Genomic DNA, 17,871 nt, shown 5'->3' on the forward strand with positions numbered 1-17,871 from the left:
CCCGGCCCGGCAGTTCCACGTACCACCCGCAGGGCCTCCCCACCTCACCGGGGAGGCCCTGCGGGCGTTCCCGCCGTCAGCCGGCGGGGTGGAGCACCTCGGCCAACTCCCCGGCCGGCTCCGCGAGGTCCGGCCGCCGCCGCGCCAGCTCGCGCAGCCGGACGGCGAACGCCTCGCGCCGCAGCGCAGTGTCCGTCTCGACGACCCGGGAGCAGACGGCGCGGGCCTGGTCCGGATCGCCGGCGGCGATGGCGTGAACCATGGCGAAAAGCCTCCCGTCCGGGCCGGCCAGCAGCAGGGGACAGGCCATCGTGATGGTGGCGAGCAGGGACAGTTCACCGGCCTCCAGTGCGGCCATGGCCTCGGAGCCGGCCGCGTCCGGATCGGTGACCACCTCGTAGACGTCCTCCAGGCTCCCGTGCAGCGCGAGTCGCAGGATCCCGTAATGCTGGAGGGCGGCGGGGGTGGCCTGACGGGCGAGCAGGGACATGATGTGCGGTGTCTCCAACTCGCTCCGGTGCGCGGCATGGAACGCCAGGGATTCCGACCAGGTGCGGGTCGACATCCATGTCGCCGCGAGAGTGTGCGCATCGTTTTCGGCCCGCCCCTCGGCGAGAACGGCGTCCAGGCCGCGGAGGTCGATGTCGTCCAGCGTGCGGCTGAGGAGATCGAGGTCCGGATCCCCGGGGAACAGGGCCTGTGCCAGGACCAGTTGGTGTCGAGACCGGGGCGACCGCAGGTGATCCGAGTGGTCACGGAGGAAGTCCTCCGTTCCGGGCCGGCCCGATCGTAGCGACCAGGCATCCAGGAGGCGGAGGAAGCCGTCCGAAACGGTGTCGGACGCCCAGTCGGGCAGCCGTTCGTCGTGCAGGGCGAACTCCGTCACGGCCCAGTTGATCTGCCACCTGAGGTCGATGAGCAGTTCCCTGTCGCCGGAGGCCGCGTTGTGAGCGGCCGCGACCAGGAGTTCGGCCGCTTGCTCCTTCTCGCCGCGCCTCGCGTGGCGCAGGGCGAGGTCGACGATCAGACCCGCCTGTGTCAGGGGGTGATGCCGCAGGGAAGCGATCGCGCGTTCCCAGAGCGGGCGGGCCACCGCGTCCGACTGCTGGTCGGAGAGCTTGGCGAGGGTCGCGGAGAGACCGGCGACATGGAGGACGGGGTTGGATTCGCAGAGCCGGAGACGGATGTCGAGTGCCTCGGTGGCGGAGGTCAGCGCCGCTGCCCGGTCCCCGGCCTCGAACTGCTGGTCGGAGAGGTTGTTGAGGGCCGTCGCGAGGTCGGGGAGGAACGCGGCGGGACCGGTCGCGGCGAGGCGGCGGTAGTGGACGGTGGCTTCGGCGATGGAGATCAGCGCGCCTGTCCGGTCCCCCGTCAGGAACTGGCATCTGGACAGGTTGTTGAGGTCTCCGGCCAGGCCGGCGAGGAAGGCGGCGGGGTCGGTCTCGGCGAGTTGCCGGTGGAGGGCGAGGGCTTCGGTGCTGGAGGCCAGCGCTCCCGCGTGGTCCTCGGTCTCGGCCTGCCGGACGGTGAGATCGGTGAGGGTGGAGGCGAGCTGGGGGAGGAAGGCGGCCGGGTCGGTCGCCCCGAGCGGGCGAAGGATGCCGATTGCCTCGGTGGCGGTGGCGAGGGCGCCCTGTCGGTCTCCGGTCTCGGCCTGCCGGCTGGAGAGGTTGGTGAGGGTGGAGGCGAGCTGGGGGAGGAAGACGGCGGGTTCGGCTTCGGCGAGTTCACGGAGGTGCCCGGTGGCCTCCGTGGCGGTGGTGAGGGCGCCGGCGCGGTCCCCGCTGTCGGCTTGTCGGGCGGAGAGGTTGGTGAGGGCCCTGGCGAGTTGCGGAAGGTGGGCGGCGGGGTCGGCTTCGGCGAGTCGGCGGCTGATGCCGGTGGCTTCGGTGATGGTGGCCAGTGCCCCCGCGTGGTCGCCGGTGTCGGCCTGTCGGTTGGAGAGGTTGGTGAGGGCCTTGACGAGTTGCGGAAGGTGGGCGGCGGGGTCGGCTTCGGCGAGTCGGCGGCTGATGCCGGTGGCTTCGGTGGCGATGGCGAGAGCGCCTGTCCGGTCCCCGTTGCCGGCTTGTTGGATCGCGAGGTTGGCGAGGGCGGCGGCGAGGTGGGGGAGGTGGGCGGCGGGGTCGGCTTCGGCGAGTCGGCGGCTGATGCCGGTGGCTTCGGTGATGGTGGCCAGTGCGCCTGTTCGATCTCCGCTGTCGGCTTGCCGGTTGGAGAGGTTGGTGAGCGCGATGGCGAGGTGGGGGAGGTGGACGGTGGGGTCGGCTTCGGCGAGCCGGCGGCTGATGCCGGTGGCTTCGGTGATGGTGGCCAGTGCGCCTGTTCGATCTCCGCTGTCGGCTTGCCGGTTGGAGAGGTCGGTGAGCGCGATGGCGAGGGGGGAGAGGAACGTGGCGGGCTCGGCTTCGGCGAGTGGGCGGCGGATGCCGACGGCTTCGGTGATCGATGCCAGTGCCCCCGTGCGGTCCCCGTTGTCGGACTGCAGGTCGGAGAGACTCTTGAGAGCGGTGGCGAGGTCGGGGAGGACCGCGGCGGGTTCGGTCTCGGCGAGTGAGCGTAAGGAGGAGACGGCTTCGGCGGCGGAGGCAAGGGCGTCGGTTCGGCCGACGACGCCGGCCTGCAGCATCGAGAGGTTGGCGAGGGCGGCGGCGAGGTCGCGGAGGAAGACGGCCGGATTGATCGTGGTCAGTCGGCGGCGGATCGCGACGACCTCGGTGATGGAGGCCAGGGCCCCGATGCGGTCTCCGGCGTCGGCCTGATGGATGGCGAGGCTGTTGAGCGCAGCGGCCAGGTCGGGGAGCAGCGCGACGGCGTAGGCCTCGCCCTCGATGAGCCGGCGGTGGATGCCGACGGCTTCGGTGATCGATGCCAGTGCCCCCGTGCGGTCCCCGTTGTCGGACTGCAGGTCCGAGAGGTTCTTGAGGGCGGTGGCGAGCTCGGGGACGAAGGCCGCGGGGTCGGCCCTGGTGAGATCGCGGTAGTGGGTGACGGCTTCGGTGACGGAGGCCAGCGCCTCCGTACGGCGTCCGGTCCTGAGCTGCTGGACGGAGAGGTTGGTGAGGCCCATGGCGAGACCGGGGAGGAAGGTGTCGGGGTCGGTCTCGGCGAGGAGGCGGTGGATTCCGACGGCCTCGGTGATCGACGCCAGCGCCCCCACCCGGTTCCCGCCCTCGAACTGCTCGGCGCCGAGGTTGTTGACGGCGACGGCGAGGTTGGGGAGGAAGGTGCCCGGGTCGGCTTCGGCGAGGAGGCGGTGGATTCCGACGGCCTCGGTGATCGACGCCAGCGCTCCCGCCCGGTCGCCGGTGTCGGACTGCCGCCGGCTCACCCCGACCAGCCGGGAAGCCAGCCGCACCACCTCGGTCCCGCCGGCCGCACGCACCTCGGCCAGGAGGCGCAGCTCCGCGCGCAGGGCGAGTTGCGGGAGGCCGACGGCGCTGTAGGGGATCGCGTCCGCGAGCTCGCCCAGCCAGGGCGGTGCCTGCGGCGCGTCGACCAGCCGGTCCAGGGCCTCCAGGGCCGTGCCGCCCTGTTCGAAAGCCACCCCGAGGACGGGCGCCCATCGTCCGGTCCCCGCCGCCGTCCAGTCGAGCAGCAGGCTCGTCGCGGCGCCCGGATCGGCTGCCGCGGCGCGGTTGAACTGGCGCAGGGCGTCGAGCACCCGTTCGTCGTCGAGCCCCTCCAGTGCCGCCGCCAGCAGCCCGCCGTCCTCGCGCAGCGTGCGCAGCACCAGGTGGTCGGCGATCGGGTCGGGGCGCAGGGTGAGCGGCTCGCCGGGGGCCGGGCGCAGGCAGTCGGTGAGGGTGGTGCGGACCTGCTCGCGCCACCGTGCGTCGTCCGCCAGTTCCTCGACGGCCCGGAGGGCGTCGACCACCCGGGGCCGGGAGGCCGGGGTGCGCAGGGTGAGGCTGGTGACGGCGCGGTCGAGGACGTCGAGCGGGGCGTCGCCGGTGGTGCCGGTGGCACGGCGGTAGACCTGCGCCCAGTAGGAGTGCTCGTGGTGGAGCACCTCCTCGTACAGCTCGGCGCGGGTGGTGGGCAGCCGGCCGCGGCCCCGGGTGCGGGCGGCGAGGAAGGTGCGGAGCAGCCGGTCGAGGGTGGTCCAGTTCCGTGGGACCGGACCGGCCGCCGTCTCGGGGTCCACCGGCTCGCCGTCCAGCCGGAACGCCTCGACGGCGCGCCGCACGAGCGCGTCGCCGTCGGGGTGTTCGGGCGGCAGCGGCATCGGGGGGCGTTCGCGGCAGAGGTGGCCGTCGTTGGTCCACGCCCGGCGCAGGTCGTCCAGCCACTGGCCGTCGGTGGAGCGGGCGGTCATCAGGACGACGGCGGGTGCGCCGCCGCGTTCGGTGCGCCGGCGCAGCACGCTGAGCAGCTGCCGCGCCTCGGCGGGCCGGGCGTCGGCGTAGTCGAGGACGACCAGGGTGGGCGAGGTGACGACGCCGAGCCAGTCCAGGCCGGGGGTGTCCTTGCGCAGGTAGCCCGCGTACCAGCCGTCCCGCTCGGCGAGCCGGTGGGCGACCTCCAGGGCGAGCCGGGTCTTGCCCGCGCCGCCGACGCCGTGGACGACGGCGACGCCGGTGTGCCGGCCCTCGGCCACCGAGCGGCACCAGCCGGTGAGCACGGTCAGTTCGTCGCGGGCCTGGAACGGCACCACGTTGTGTTCCGGCCGGAGCAGTTGCAGCGGCCGGTGCAGCTGCGGGTCGAGCGGCAGGTACGGCGGGCGCAGCGGGTCGGCGGCCAGGTGCACGGCCGGGACGTGGGTGTCCCCGGCGCGCCACAGGCGCCCCACGTCGACGGCGAAGCGCCAGTTCCACTCGGCGGCGTAGCGGGCGCCGGCCCGGGCGGCGTCGGCGAAGGAGGCTCCGGTGCCGAGGACCGGTGAGGTGGGCAGGGCGTGGGCCACGCCGACCGGGTCGAGCAGCAGCAGCGGGCGGGCCGGGCCGTCCACCTCCGCCTGGGCGAGTTCCGCCCAGTCGGGCGGCCGGGTCCGCCACACCTCGGCGTCCGGCGGGGCCGGCTCGCCGGGGTCGGGGTCGCCGATCCGCACGCCGAGCAGCGCGTGGCCGGGGGCGCCGGCCTCGGGCGGGTCGAGGAGCAGGACGAACGGTCGCAGGCCCGCGTGCAGGCAGGCGCCCGCGAGGACGAGCGCGAGGTCGAGGCAGGTGGCGTGCCGGGGGCTCCACAGCACCTCGGCGGGCTGGCGGACCATCTGCCGCCCGGGGTCGTCGCCCGGCGCCTCGTACGCGTAGGTGATGCCGGCGCCCGCCAGTGCCTCGTACACGGCGCGGGCCTGGTCGAGGCGGCTGCCGCCGGCCGCGCCGGGCAGGCGGACGAACGCGGCGGCCTCGTCGGGCCGGACGTAGCGGGCGAGGGCCGCGGGCTCGCCCTCCTGGTCCCAGCGCGGCCAGGCGTTCATCCGGCCACCGCCGCGAAGGCGTCGCCCGCGGTGAGGTCGCCGACGCCGGGGACGGCGCGCGCGGTCACCTTGACGTCGTACAGGCCCGGCTGCTGCCCGGGCAGGTCGGTGCGGTGGCAGCCCTCCGCCGGGTCCCAGTCGAGCCGCACCTCGGCGACCCGCGCGCCCGGTTCCTCGGCCTGCCGCAGCGTCGCCCACACGGGCAGCCCCTCCCCGCCCTCGGGGACGGCGTCGCCGCGCAGCCGCACCCGCAGCGGCACCGTCGCGCCGGCCGGGTGCAGTTCGTCCAGGTCCAGCCCCAGCGAGGTCTGCCGCTCCTCGCCGCGGACGGCGGTCAGCGGCGCCCGCCGCTCGAAGGCGTCGACCAGGCCCGGGATCCAGGCGGCCGAGCCGAGCGGGCCGTGCCGGTCGCGGGCGCGCCAGCCGGAGGCGTGGTCGGCGCTCAGCTCCAGCGGGACGGCGGAGAAGGCGGGCACGGTGCCGTCGCCGTGGTCGTGCTCCCAGCCGTCGAGCGGGAGCCAGCCGGGCGGTGTCTTGTGCAGGCTGAGCCGGCGGCCGTCCCAGTGGGCGGAGCCGGGGGTGTCGTGGCTCCAGCCGAGGCGCGGGACGACGACCGGGGTGTCGGGCTCGCGCGGGATGCTCCGCCAGCCGTCCTCGATGTCCCGGTGGGTGTCGTAGCCGGCCTCGGCCGCCGCTCCGAGCCCCGGCAGGGCGAGTTCGTGGGGGTGGCGGGCGGTGCCGGTGGTGGCGTCCCAGACGGCGGGGTAGCGGGGCAGCAGGTCGGCGACGCCCGGCCAGCTCCGCAGCAGCTCGCTGACGCCCTTCAGCCGGACCCCGGCCACCCGGACGCCGTTGGCCAGGACGTCCAGGGCCTTGGGCGCCCCCCGGTGCGGCGTGCCGAGGGTGATCAGGGCACGGCAGAGCGGCCAGCCCTCCAGCGGGCCGAGCCAGTAGCGGGCGACCAGTCCGCCCATCGAGTGCGCCACGACGGTGACGCGCCCGGCCCGTTCGGTCTCGGTGAAGTCCTGGAGGCGTTCGTGGACGTCGGCGGCGAGCTGCTCGGCGGCCCGGGCGACGCCGAGGCGGAAGTCGTAGGGGAGGACGACCACGTTGGCGGCCGGGTCGCGCCGGTCCGGGTGGCCCTCGTCGAGCCGTACGCCGGGCAGTGCGCGCAGGCCGTCGAGCAGCCGCTCGTAGCCGGGGACGACCGTCCAGCCGGGCAGCAGCCGGCGGGAGCGGATCACCCCGACGGGGCGCAGCGGCTCGTCGGGGGCGAGCCGGCCCGGTCCGGCGAACAGGGCGGCGATGTCGCCGAAGCCAGCGTCCCAGACGACTTCGCCGGGCCGCCCGTCCTTCCCCGGCCGCTCCAGTACGCTGCCGCCGATCCCGGGCAGGACGTACACCAGATGTCTGCGCGCCACTTCGTCTCCGCTCGCCGGGCGCCGGTTGCCCAACCCCCCTGGCCGGACCGGCGCTTGCGCGCCCATGATCCTGCGCACCGGTCGTGCGGCACAGGGGCCGGGCCGGGTGGTGGCCAAGTTGAGACACGGGGCCGGGGCGGAGGCTCTCTTGATCGGCGCCGGACCTCGGCGGACAATGGCCCGCATGACCGCCTTCGCCGCCTGGTTCCCCGTGCGACGCCTGCACGTGGATCTGGCGCGGGTGTGGACGGCCGCCTGTCGCCGTTGAACGGCTCTCCCCCTTTCCCGCAGGCGGCTCTTCCGGTACGGAGTGTGTGTTCATGACCCTGACGTTCCACTGGTTCCTGCCCACCAACGGCGACAGCCGGCACGTCGTCGGCGGAGGCCACGGCTCGACACCCGGCGCGGCCGGGGGCGACCGGCCGCCGTCCCTCGGGTACCTGGGGCAGGTCGCCCGCAGCGCCGAGCAGTTGGGGTTCGAAGGGGCGCTGACGCCGACCGGGGCGTGGTGCGAGGACGCGTGGGTGACGACGGCGATGCTCACCCAGGTGACCGAGCGGCTGAAGTACCTGGTGGCGTTCCGGCCCGGGCAGATCGCGCCGGCACTGGCGGCGCAGATGGCGTCCACGTACCAACGGCTGTCCGGCGGGCGGCTGTTGCTCAACGTGGTGACCGGCGGGGAGTCGGCGGAGCAGCGGGCGTACGGGGACTTCCTGGACAAGGACGCCCGCTACGCCCGCACCGGGGAGTTCCTGTCCGTCGTGCGGCGGCTCTGGGCGGGGGAGACGGTGGACCACGAAGGGGTCCACCTGCGCACCGAGCGGGCGGAGTTGACCCGGCCGCCGGAGCCGGCGCCGCCGGTGTACTTCGGCGGGTCCTCCCCGGTGGCGGGCGAGGTCGCCGCCCGGTACGCGGACGTGTACCTCACCTGGGGCGAGCCGCCCGGGCAGGTGCGGGAGAAGATCACCTGGATCCGTGAACTCGCCGCGCGGGAGGGGCGGGTGGTGCGGTTCGGGATCCGGCTGCACGTGATCACCCGGGACACCTCGGCGCAGGCGTGGGCGGAGACGGAGCGGCTGCTGGCGGCGATGGACCCGCAGCGGGTCCGGGAGACCCAGCGGGCGCTGGCCCGCAGCGAGTCGGTGGGGCAGCGCCGGATGCTGGCGCTGCACGGCGGCTCGGCGGAGCGGCTGGAGGTGTACCCGGGGCTGTGGGCGGGCGTCGGCCTGCTGCGCGGCGGGGCCGGGACGGCGCTGGTGGGCAGTCACCGGGAGGTGGCCGACCTCGTCACCGAGTACCACGAGCTGGGCATCGACGAGTTCGTGCTCAGCGGGATGCCGCACCTGGAGGAGGCGTACTGGTTCGGCGAGGGGGTGCTGCCGGTGCTGGCCGCCCGGGGGCTCTGGCGCCGGCCGGAGTAGGATGGCGCCGGAGCGGGGCGTCGGTGCGGAGCGTCGGGGTGGGGCGCCGGCGCGGGGCGTCGGTGCGGGCGGCCGGGGGCTACTGCTGGCCCAGGACCATCCACTTCTCCGGCTTGACCACCGGCTCGAAGCCCACCTTGGCGTAGACGCCGTGGGCGTCGGCGGTGGCCAGCAGGATGCGGCGCAGGCCGTCCCCGGCGAGCTCGTCGCGGACGGCGGCGGCCAGGGCGGTGCCGAGGCCGCGGCCGCGGGCGGCCGGGGCGATGTAGACGTCGCACAGCCAGGCGAAGGTGGCGTGGTCGGTGACCACCCGGGCGTAGCCGACCTGGGCGCCCGAGGCCTGCTCGTAGAGGCCGAAGTTGAGCGAGTCCGCGATCGCCCGGTCCTGCTTCTCGCGGCTGCGGCCGATCGCCCAGTAGGCGTCCAGGGACAGCCACCGGTGGATCAGCGCGGCGTCGAGGCGCGCGGGGTCGGTGGAGATCTCGTAGCCGTCGGGCAGGGTGTGGTCACTGGTCATGGCCGGATCCAAGCAGCGGATCCGGCCGTCGACCAGTGGTTTTCTCAGTGGACGGGCACGGCGTTCTCCGGCAGGTTGTGCCAGTTGGTGACGATCGGCCGGTCGACGCCGGTCCGGCCGATCGGCAGGCTGACCGGGTCGGGGTCCGGGCTGCCGATGCCCACGATGACGTCGGTGAACTCGACGGCCTGGTTGTCCTTGGTGGTCTTCGCCATGACGCCCGCGTAGGCGGTGTCCGAGCCGCTCAGCCTGATCGGCTGGCTGACGCCCTGCTCGGCCTTGGACGCCTCGATGCCGCGCGAGCCGAAGGCGATGACCGGCGGCCGGGGCGGGAGGGTGCAGGTGACGCCCGGCTTGGCCTTGGCGGCGATCAGGATGTAGCCGCCCGCCTGGGACTCGGCCTTGGCGGTGAGCACGAGGTCCTTGGCGCCGCAGGTGGCGCCGGAGGGCTGGGCGGGGGCGGAGGGCTTCGTGGCGGTGGCGGCCGGGGTGGTGACGGCCGGGGCGGCGGCGGTCGGGGCGGTGGTGGCCGGCGGCGCGGTGGTCACGGCCGGGCTCGACACGGGGGCGGCGGTGTCGCTGTTCTCCGGCCCGCACGCGGTGGCGGCGACGGCGAGCGCCGCGACGGCGACGGCGGTGAGAGCGAGACGGCGCGGGCGCATGCGGTTCCCCCAGGATCGTGGTGCGGCGGTGTCGTTCACCGGCGCACCACGACGGTACGACGGGATCGTTCACGGTCCGGTGCGGGAAACATCCCGATCCTGTCGCAGAGCGCGGCGCCGGAAAGGGATGGCCAACACCCCGCCCACGAGGGACGATCACCCCCATGACCGCACCCCCGTTGCTCCTCCTCGACGTCGACGGCCCGCTCGACCCGTACGCCGCCGAACCGCAGGACACCGCGTGGATCGCCGCCCACCACCCCGGGCCGGCGGCCACCCTGCGGATCGACTCCGGAACCGGCCCGCGGGAGTGGGCGTGCGGGGGGACGGGGGACGGGGGGTGAGGGTCGGGACGGTCGAGCGGCTGCGGCGTCACCCCGTGAAGTCGATGCTCGGCGAGGAACTCCGTGCGGCGTCCGTGACGGAGCGCGGCATCGAGGGCGACCGCGCGTACGCGCTGCTGGACGTCGGCAGCGGGCTGGTGGTGAGCGCCAAGCACCCGCGCCGCTGGGCGGGCGTGCTCGGGTTCACGGCCGTGACCGCGCCCGGCGGCGGGGTGGTGATCACCGGCCCGGACGGCGCGGTCGTGGACGAGCGCGGGCTGTCGCGGCGGCTGGGCCGTGAGGTCCGGCTGGTGGACGCGCCGCCGCAGGGCGCGAGCGTCGAGCGGTCCGTTCCGGAGGAGGTGCTGGCGCGGGGGCCGCACGCCGAGGTCGGGTTCACCGTCAACGAGTTGGGGCGCGCCGCGCCGCCCGGGACGTTCTTCGACTTCGCCCCGCTCCATCTGCTCACCACGGCCGCCCTCGCCGCCGCGGACGGCGCCGCCGCCGAGCGGTACCGGCCGAACGTGCTGGTCCGCACCTCCGGCGCCGCCACCGGCTTCGTCGAGAACGCCTGGGTGGAGGGCGAGTTGGTGATCGGTGCGCGGCTGCGCCTGCACATCGTCACGGCCACGCCGCGCTGTGCCGTCCCCACTCTCGCGCACGGTCCGGGCCTGCCCCGCTCGACGGCGGCGCTGCGCACGCTCGCGGAGCGCAACCGGCTCGTCCCGCTGCCGGGCATGCCCGCGCTGCCCTGCGCCGGTGTGTACGCCCGGGTGCTGACGCCGGGCCGGGTGGCGGTCGGCGACCCGGTGGTGCTGCTGTCCTGACCTGCGGGGAACCGGTTGCCGCCGGGGCGGGTCCCATCGTCGTCGGCAGGGTGAGGCGGCGAGGCGGCGAGGAGGCGACCGGGATGGGCGGGGATCGGGAGTTCGGCAGCGGGAACAGCGGGAGCAGCGGGGGCAGCGGGACGGCGGCCGGCCGCTGGGCCTTCGCGGCCCGGTGGGCGGTGGTGGTGGCGGCCGCGACGGCGTCGGCCGTGGTGCTGGCGACCTCGGCGGACGACGGCGGTCGGGCGCTCCCCGTCACGGTCGGGGGGACGACGACGGGGCCGGTGAGGGCACCGGTGGCGGCGGTGACGACGGCGGTGGAGACGGCGGGCGCCGCCGCCCGGCCGCCGCGCCGCGAGGTGAGCCCCGGCACGACCCCGGCGGACCCCGGCGAGGGCGCCGCCGTGGGCGTCGCCTACGCGCTCGACTGGAACACCCGCTGCGAGACCGGCCATCTGCGCTTCGCCGGGCACTCCTGGCGGACCGGGCGCCCGCCGGTCCTGCCGCCCGGTCTGCCCGGCGCGTGGGGGCCCGGCTCGGCGCCGCCCGTGCTGCCCGGCTGGGCGACCCTGACCGCCGCCGACCGGCTGCGCTTCGACGCCCCCGGCTACCTGGACGGCCCGGTGCTGCTCGAACCGGCCGCCGAGCCGGGGATCTGCGAGTAGGCCCGGGAGCGCGTACGGGTCCGGGCCGGGTCCGGGGCCGGGGCCGGGTGCCGGGAAGGGGGCGTCAGGCGTCCAGCGCCCGCGCCAGGGCGGTCAGGAAGCCGTCCGTGGTGGCCTCGTCCCGGACGGCCACGCGCAGCCAGTCCGGGCCGAGGCCGGGGAAGGTGTCGCCCCGGCGGACGGCGAAGCCGAGGGTGCGCAGCCGGGCCCGGACGGCGTCGGCGCCCGGCAGTTCGAGCAGCACGAAGGAGGCGGCCGGCTCACCGTGCACCCGGACGGCCGGGAACGCCGCCAGGCCCTTCACCAGGTGCTCGCGCCGGAGGGCGAGTTCGTGCGCGGCCCGCTCGGCCTCGGCGAGCGCGGCCGGGCCGGAGCAGGCCTCGGCGGCGACCAGCGCCGGGGTGGAGACCGGCCAGAGCGGCTGGGCCGCGGCCAGGGCGGCGATCAGCGGCGCCGGGCCGAGCACGTAGCCGATCCGCAGCCCGGCCAGGCCCCAGGTCTTGGTGAGGCTGCGCAGCACGACCACCTGGCCCGGAAGCTCCCGCGCCGGGGCCAGGGATTCGCTCTCGCCGGGCACGGTGTCCATGAACGCCTCGTCGACGACCAGGGTGCGGCCGGGGCGGGCCAGGGCGGCGACGGCGGCCGCCGGGTGGAGGACGGAGGTGGGGTTGGTGGGATTGCCGAGCACCACCAGGTCGGCCTCCTCGGGCACCGCGTCCGCGGCCAGCCGGAAGCCGTCCCCGGGGGTGAGCAGGACCCGTCGCACCGGGTGCCCGGCGTCCCGCAGGGCGGCCTCGGGCTCGGTGAACTGCGGGTGCAACACGGCGATGTGACGTGGCGTCAGGGAGCGGGCGAGCAGGACGAAGGCCTCGGCGGCGCCCGAGGTGAGCAGCACCTCCTCCACCGGCCGGCCGTGCCGCTCGGCGACGGCGGCCCGGGCGGCGGCGCCGTCGGGATAGGCGGCGAGGCCGGTGAGGCTGGCGGCGAGGCGCTCGCGCAGCCACTCCGGGGGCGTGCCGGTGCGGACGTTGACGGCGAGGTCGACCAGTCCGGCGCCGTCGGCGCGCACCTCGGCGTCCCCGTGGTGGCGCAGGTCGGGTTCGGCGGGGGAGTGGGGGCTCATGGCTGCTCTCCTGGGTTCGGTCGGGCGTGCGGGGGGCGGGCCGCGCGGGCGACGGCCACCGTCGCGGCCGCCGACTTCCGCTTGGGGACGACGAGCTCGGCGCGCCCGCCGCCGGCCCCCGCCAGCGCCGCCGCCTCGGCCACGCTGACCGTGCCGACCGCGTGGCCGACGGCGCCGGACGGATTCGGCACGGGGACGGCGGCCAGCACCCCGGCCGGGTACTCGGCCACCGGCACGCCGAGCGCCGCCGCGGCCGCGCGGACGGCGGGGTGGGCGGCCTTGCCGGTGAGGGTGGCGAGGGCGGCCACGGCGCCGTCCGGCAGCCCGGCCGAGGCGAGCGCGTGCCGGACCAGCGCCAGCAGCTCCGCCCCCGTCGCCGAGCCCCGCACCCCGACCCCGACGACGAACGGTCCGCCGCCCGCGTCGCCGACGAACCGAGGGGCCGCGTCGCCGACGAACGGAGCCCCGGCCCCGACGACGGCCGGCCCGCCCGCGCCGTCCGGACCGCCCGCGCCGTCCGGGCGGCCCCCGCCGTCACCCGAACCGCCCAACGCACCGGATCCGATGCCGTGCGAACCGTTCCCGTCCGGTCCCCTCACGCCGCGCTCACGCCCTGCCCACGTCCCGTTCCTCCACGTCACCCGCCCGACACCTGCCCGAGGCCGCACCCCGCCCGGGCCCGGCCGGCGCCCGTCCGGGGCGGCCGAAACCCGCCGGTCCCGGCCCGCCGGAAAGCCCAGGTCAGGCCGCTGCCGGGGGCCCGGGGCCGCCGAAATCCCACCACGCCCGTGACGGACGGGTCAATCGCGACGGGTGTGACCCGCGCCCGGCGGCGATCCTCGGCCAGCGATCGCTGTTCGCCGTTTCTTCATGTCGCCGCCGAGGCCCGCGCCACCGCGCCGCTCCTACTGTTTGCGGCGCTCCGAATCCGCCGGTCCACCGGCCGGCGGTCCTCTCCCACCCGGCAGTTCCCGCACGGCCGGGCCGCCTGCCCGACCCGGCCGCCCCGACGCACGGAGGACACCATGCCCGAAACCCCGGAGACTGTTGACATGAGCGCCACGACCCCCGTCGCCGGGGGCGCCGCCCCGCGCCGCCCCCGCCGCCGCACCCTCACCGCCTCCGCCGCCGGCCTCGGCCTGGTCGCCGGCTCGCTCGGCCTCTGGGCCGCCACCGGCACCGCCGCCCAGGCCGCCGCCCTGCCGACCCCGGACCACGTGGTCGTCGTCGTCATGGAGAACCACGCCTACACCCAGGTGATCGGCAGCTCCAGCGCGCCGTACATCAACAACACGCTGAAGGCCGGCGGCGCCACCCTCACCCAGTCGTTCGGGCTCACCCACCCCAGCGAGCCCAACTACTACCAGCTGTTCTCCGGCTCCAACCAGGGCCGCACCGACGACAGCTGCGTGCCGGTCGGCTCGATCAACCAGCCGAACCTCGCCTCCGAGCTGATCGCCGCCGGCAAGACCTGGGCCAGCTACAACGAGGGCCTGCCGAGCCAGGGTTCGACCACCTGCTCCAGCGGCAAGTACGCGCAGAAGCACAACCCGTGGTTCGGCTTCGGCAACGTGCCGACCAACACCGCGTTCACCATGACGCAGTTCCCGACGAACTTCGCGAGCCTGCCGAAGGTCTCCTTCGTCGTCCCGGACCTCTGCAACGACATGCACGACTGCTCGGTGTCCACCGGCGACACCTGGATCCAGAACAAGCTCGGCGCCTACGCCACCTGGGCCAAGAACAACAACAGCATCCTGGTCGTGACCTTCGACGAGGACAACAAGCTGTCCGGCAACCGCATCCCCACCGTCTTCTACGGCGCCCACGTCACCCCGGGCTCCACCACCGCCACCACCTACAACCACTACAACGTGCTGCGCACGCTGGAGGACCTCGCGGGCCTGACCACCCACGCGGGCAACGCCGCCACCGCCGCCACCATCTCCGGCATCTGGAACTGACGCCCGTGTACGTCGCGGACTCCCGCAGCTCCAAGGCCCCCGCCGCCCCGGCCGCCACCCGGCCGGGGCGGCGGGAGGCCGCCGCCCCCGCCGCGGGCCGGGCGGCCCGGGCGGCCGTTCCCGGAACCGTCGTCGCCCTGGGCGTGGTCAGCCTGGTCACCGACGTGTCGTCCGAGATGGTCAGCGCCGTCCTGCCGCTCTACCTGCTCACCGGCCTCGGCCTGTCCCCGCTCGGCTTCGGCCTGCTCGACGGCATCCAGAACGGCTTCAGCGCCGTCGTCCGGCTGGCCGGCGGCCACCTCGCCGACCGGCGCGGGCGCGACGGCGCCCCCCGGCACAAGGCCGTCGCCGCCGTCGGCTACGGCCTGTCGGCGCTGTGCAAGCCGCTGCTGCTGCTCGTCCACACCGTGCCGCTGATCGGCGCCGTGCTCGCCGCCGACCGCACCGGCAAGGGCCTGCGCACCGCCCCGCGCGACGCGATGATCTCGCTCGCCACCGAACCCGCCCACCGCGGACGGGCGTTCGGCGTCCACCGGGCGATGGACACGGCCGGCGCGCTGCTCGGGCCGCTCACCGCCTTCCTGGTGCTGCGCACGGCCGGCGGCCCGCTGCTCGCCGACGGCGGCCAACAGGCCGGCTACCACGCGGTGTTCGCGGTCAGCGCGTGCGTCGCGGTGCTCGGCGTGCTGGTCCTGCTGCTCTTCGTGCCCAACCGGCCGGCCACCGACGAGCCGTCGGCGGTCCACCCCCGGCTGCGGGACGGCCTCGCCCTGCTGCGCATCCCCGGACTGCGCCGGCTCACGTTCTGCGCCGTGCTGCTCGGCCTCACCACCGTCAGCGACTCCTTCCTCTACCTGCTCGTGCAGCGCCGGCTCGGCCTCGCCACCGAGTACTTCCCGCTGCTCCCGCTCGGCACCGCCGGCGCCTTCCTGCTGCTCGCCGTCCCGCTCGGCGCGCTCGCCGACCGGATCGGCCGCCGCCGGCTGTTCCTGGCCGGCCACGGCGTCCTGCTGACCGCCTACGGACTGCTGCTCTCCCCGCTCGACGGGCTGCCGGTGGTGGCCTGCGTGCTGCTGCTGCACGGCGCCTTCTACGCCGCCACCGACGGCGTGCTGGCCGCCGCCGCGGCCGACACCGTCCCCGCCGGGCAGCGCGGCGCCGGCCTCGCCCTGGTCGGCACCGGACAGGCGCTCGCGCGGTTCGCCTGCTCGCTGGTGTTCGGCGCGCTGTGGAGCGCCGTCGGCGGCACCGCCGCGCTGACCTGGTCGGCGCTGGCGCTGGCCGGCTGCGTCACCGGCGCGGCGTTCGTGCTGCGCGAGCCCGCCGCCCCCGACGACCCCGCCGCCTTCGAAGACCCCACCGACGCCGAGGTGCCCTCGTGACCGCCGCCCCCCTCCGCAACCGCACCCGGGTGCTGATCCTGCTGGTCGCCGTCGTCCTGCTCGCCGGGGTCGGCACCGGCGCCGTGCTGTGGGCCGCCGACCGCTCCGCCGAACGCGACCGCGTCCAGGCCGGCGGCCCCGTCGTCACCCCCGGCGAGGTCACCCTCAAGGCCCCCGCCGCCCGGCAGCTGCTCTTCCGCAACATGGCCTGGGGCCCGCACCGCGACGAGATCGTCACCGTCCCCGCCGACCGCCCCGACGGCCCGCGCACCTCCTCCGGCGTCCAGTGCCTGCGCTTCGCCGCCGCCGCCGGCACCGGCATCTGCCTACAGGCCGACCGCGGCACCCTCCAGGACACCTACCGCGCCGTCGTCCTCGACGACCGCCTGCGAGAGGTGCGCTCCTTCCCGGTCGCCGGCATCCCCACCCGCTCCCGGGTCTCGCCCTCCGGGCACCTCGCCGCCTGGACCGTCTTCGTCAGCGGCGACTCCTACGCGGGCACCGACTTCTCCACCCGCACCTCGATCGTCGACGTCCGGGACTGGAACCTGCGGGAGAACCTGGAGGAGTTCGACGTCATCAAGGACGGCAAGCCGTACCGCTCGCCCGACGTCAACATCTGGGGCGTGACCTTCGTCGACGACAACGCCTTCTACGCCACCGTCGCCACCGGCGGCCAGACCCACCTGGTCCGCGGTGACCTCGGCGCCCGCACCCTCACCACCCTCCACCAGAACGTCGAGTGCCCCTCGCTCTCCCCGGACGGCACCCGGGTGGCCTACAAGAAGCGCGTCCCCGGGGCCTCCGCGGACGCCCCCTGGCGGCTCTACGTCCTGGACCTCGCCACCATGACCGAGACCGCCACCGCCGAACAGCGCAGCATCGACGACCAGGCCGTCTGGTCCGACGACCACACCCTGCTGTACGCCATGCCCGGCGACTTCGGCGCCGACCTGTGGACCGTTCCCGCCGACGGCACCGGCTCCGCGGTGCGGCTGCTCGACGCGGCGGTCGCCCCGGCGTACCTCGGCTGACGGCGGCCGGCCGGGGCGGGTGGTCCGGGGCGGGTGGTCCGGGGCGGAACTCGGAGCGTAGGGTCCACGTCGAGCACTATGAGTGGCCGCGCCGTGCCGGGCCGCCACGACGACGGACCGGGGGAGCAGGAACAGTGAGGCAACGAGGGCCCGACCGGGGGCTGTCGCCGGAACGCGTGACCAGCGACTCGTGGCCGGCGCTGCACGGCAGGCCCGTGCTGCGCCGCACGGTCGCGATCGGGCTGGTGATCTTCGTGTCGGTGCTGGCCGCGCTGGCCGTCCGGGGCGTCAACGCCCTCACCGTCGGGCGCGGCGCCGTCGAGACCGACCGCGACCGCGCCGAGATGCTGGCCGGGCTCCACCCCTCCCAGCATCCGGGCGCCGGGCGCTACTACGTCCCGGTCGGCGCCGTCTACACCCGCACCGCGGACGGCCTGCCCGTCGCCTACCTGCACTACCGGCTGGCCGGCGGGCACGAGGTCGGCGTCGGCGACTTCCTGCGCACCTACGACCTCGCCGCCCCCGGGGCCTTCGCCCCGCTGCCCGCGGACCTCGCCGAGGCCCTGGGCGGCAACGAGCCCGCCGAGGCGCGCGAGGTGGGCGTCCCGGAGCCGTCGGCCTCCCCGGCCGCCACGCCGTCCGCCTCCCCGTCGCCGACCGCGTCGCCGGCCCCGCTCCCCGCCGGGACCCCCGACGGGACGCCCTCCGCCCCCGGCGACGACGCCCTCGCCGCGGAGCCCGAGCCCTCCGCATCAGAACCCTCCGCATCGGAACCCGCCGACCCGGAAGCCGCCGACCACGTCGCCCCGGCCGCCGACCCCGACGACCCCGCCCCCTCGCCCGCTTCCGAGGACACCCCGTCCCCGGAGGACACCCCGAGCCCGACCCCCACCCCGAGCCCGACCCCCACCCCCGCCGCCGACCCCGCCCCGGTCCGCGCCCGCCGCATCTACGTCGCCCCCGACCCCGGCGGCCTCCCCGGCGCCGCCGACATCTACGTCCGCGCCACCGGCTGACCGCGTGGCTTCAGCGGCGGACGGCACCCTGGCGCCGGCCGAGTACTTCGCGGACCAGGGGGAGCGGGCCGGCGAGCGCTACGACCACGGGGAGCGG

14 protein-coding genes are annotated in these 17,871 nt (G+C 76.0%); 8 read left to right on the forward strand and 6 right to left on the reverse strand.

All coding sequences use genetic code 11. From position 1 onward, the window contains the following. Positions 1-76: 76 nt before the first annotated feature. Together ACFVVL_RS21310 and ACFVVL_RS21315 are read right to left on the reverse strand one after the other, a co-directional pair. Positions 77-5,419 (reverse strand): hypothetical protein, encoded by a 5,343-nt coding sequence (locus tag ACFVVL_RS21310; protein ID WP_387677439.1) that lies wholly within the window; start codon positions 5,417-5,419, stop codon positions 77-79. Continuing rightward, the gene (locus ACFVVL_RS21315; protein ID WP_387677442.1) at positions 5,416-6,840 is read right to left on the reverse strand and encodes an esterase/lipase family protein; all 1,425 of its coding nucleotides are present in this window, start codon (positions 6,838-6,840) and stop codon (positions 5,416-5,418) included. The genes ACFVVL_RS21310 and ACFVVL_RS21315 overlap by 4 nt, the downstream gene beginning before the upstream one ends. A 320-nt stretch (positions 6,841-7,160) precedes the next feature. On the opposite strand from ACFVVL_RS21315, the gene ACFVVL_RS21320 reads away from it, so the two are divergent. Next, positions 7,161-8,261, forward strand: coding sequence for an LLM class flavin-dependent oxidoreductase (locus tag ACFVVL_RS21320; RefSeq protein ID WP_380292796.1), 1,101 nt, complete (start codon positions 7,161-7,163; stop codon positions 8,259-8,261). Between the two features lie 79 nt (positions 8,262-8,340). On the opposite strand, the gene ACFVVL_RS21325 is transcribed toward ACFVVL_RS21320, so the two are convergent. Beyond that, positions 8,341-8,778: a GNAT family N-acetyltransferase gene (locus tag ACFVVL_RS21325; protein WP_387677445.1), complete on the reverse strand. Its 438-nt coding sequence runs from the start codon at positions 8,776-8,778 to the stop codon at positions 8,341-8,343. Between the two features lie 44 nt (positions 8,779-8,822). Then, positions 8,823-9,440, reverse strand: coding sequence for a hypothetical protein (locus ACFVVL_RS21330; protein WP_387677448.1), 618 nt, complete (start codon positions 9,438-9,440; stop codon positions 8,823-8,825). Positions 9,441-9,604: 164 nt separating this feature from the next. On the opposite strand from ACFVVL_RS21330, the gene ACFVVL_RS21335 reads away from it, so the two are divergent. From ACFVVL_RS21335 to ACFVVL_RS21345, 3 genes are all read left to right on the forward strand, one after another. Further along, positions 9,605-9,784, forward strand: a complete 180-nt coding sequence (locus ACFVVL_RS21335) for a hypothetical protein (RefSeq protein WP_387677451.1) — start codon at positions 9,605-9,607, stop codon at positions 9,782-9,784. After that, a complete protein-coding gene (locus ACFVVL_RS21340) occupies positions 9,781-10,590 on the forward strand; it encodes an MOSC domain-containing protein (RefSeq protein ID WP_387677454.1) in 810 nt (269 codons plus the stop codon). Before ACFVVL_RS21335 ends, ACFVVL_RS21340 begins: the two co-directional genes overlap by 4 nt. An 83-nt stretch (positions 10,591-10,673) precedes the next feature. Then, positions 10,674-11,255, forward strand: coding sequence for a hypothetical protein (locus tag ACFVVL_RS21345; protein WP_387677456.1), 582 nt, complete (start codon positions 10,674-10,676; stop codon positions 11,253-11,255). A 64-nt stretch (positions 11,256-11,319) separates the two neighbouring features. Here ACFVVL_RS21345 and cobC read toward each other — a convergent pair whose 3' ends face one another. Both cobC and ACFVVL_RS21355 read right to left on the reverse strand, forming a co-directional pair. Further along, the gene (cobC, locus tag ACFVVL_RS21350; protein WP_387677459.1) at positions 11,320-12,378 is read right to left on the reverse strand and encodes an Rv2231c family pyridoxal phosphate-dependent protein CobC; all 1,059 of its coding nucleotides are present in this window, start codon (positions 12,376-12,378) and stop codon (positions 11,320-11,322) included. Next, entirely contained in the window at positions 12,375-12,929 is a 555-nt protein-coding gene (locus ACFVVL_RS21355; protein WP_387677462.1) for a cobalamin biosynthesis protein, read from the reverse strand. Before ACFVVL_RS21355 ends, cobC begins: the two co-directional genes overlap by 4 nt. A 501-nt stretch (positions 12,930-13,430) precedes the next feature. On the opposite strand from ACFVVL_RS21355, the gene ACFVVL_RS21360 reads away from it, so the two are divergent. The 4 genes from ACFVVL_RS21360 to ACFVVL_RS21375 all read left to right on the forward strand — a co-directional run bounded on the left by ACFVVL_RS21360 (position 13,431) and on the right by ACFVVL_RS21375 (position 17,774). Beyond that, a complete protein-coding gene (locus tag ACFVVL_RS21360) occupies positions 13,431-14,342 on the forward strand; it encodes an alkaline phosphatase family protein (protein ID WP_387677465.1) in 912 nt (303 codons plus the stop codon). Positions 14,343-14,347: 5 nt separating this feature from the next. Further along, positions 14,348-15,724 (forward strand): MFS transporter, encoded by a 1,377-nt coding sequence (locus ACFVVL_RS21365; protein ID WP_387677468.1) that lies wholly within the window; start codon positions 14,348-14,350, stop codon positions 15,722-15,724. Then, complete coding sequence (locus ACFVVL_RS21370) at positions 15,721-16,758, forward strand: TolB family protein (protein ID WP_387677471.1); 1,038 nt, start codon at positions 15,721-15,723, stop codon at positions 16,756-16,758. The genes ACFVVL_RS21365 and ACFVVL_RS21370 overlap by 4 nt, the downstream gene beginning before the upstream one ends. Positions 16,759-16,934: 176 nt before the next feature. Beyond that, entirely contained in the window at positions 16,935-17,774 is an 840-nt protein-coding gene (locus ACFVVL_RS21375) for a hypothetical protein (RefSeq protein WP_387677473.1), read from the forward strand. Positions 17,775-17,871: the final 97 nt, after the last annotated feature.

Origin of the sequence: Kitasatospora sp. NPDC058115, assembly GCF_042884635.1 — a bacterium.
Lineage (GTDB): Bacteria > Actinomycetota > Actinomycetes > Streptomycetales > Streptomycetaceae > Kitasatospora.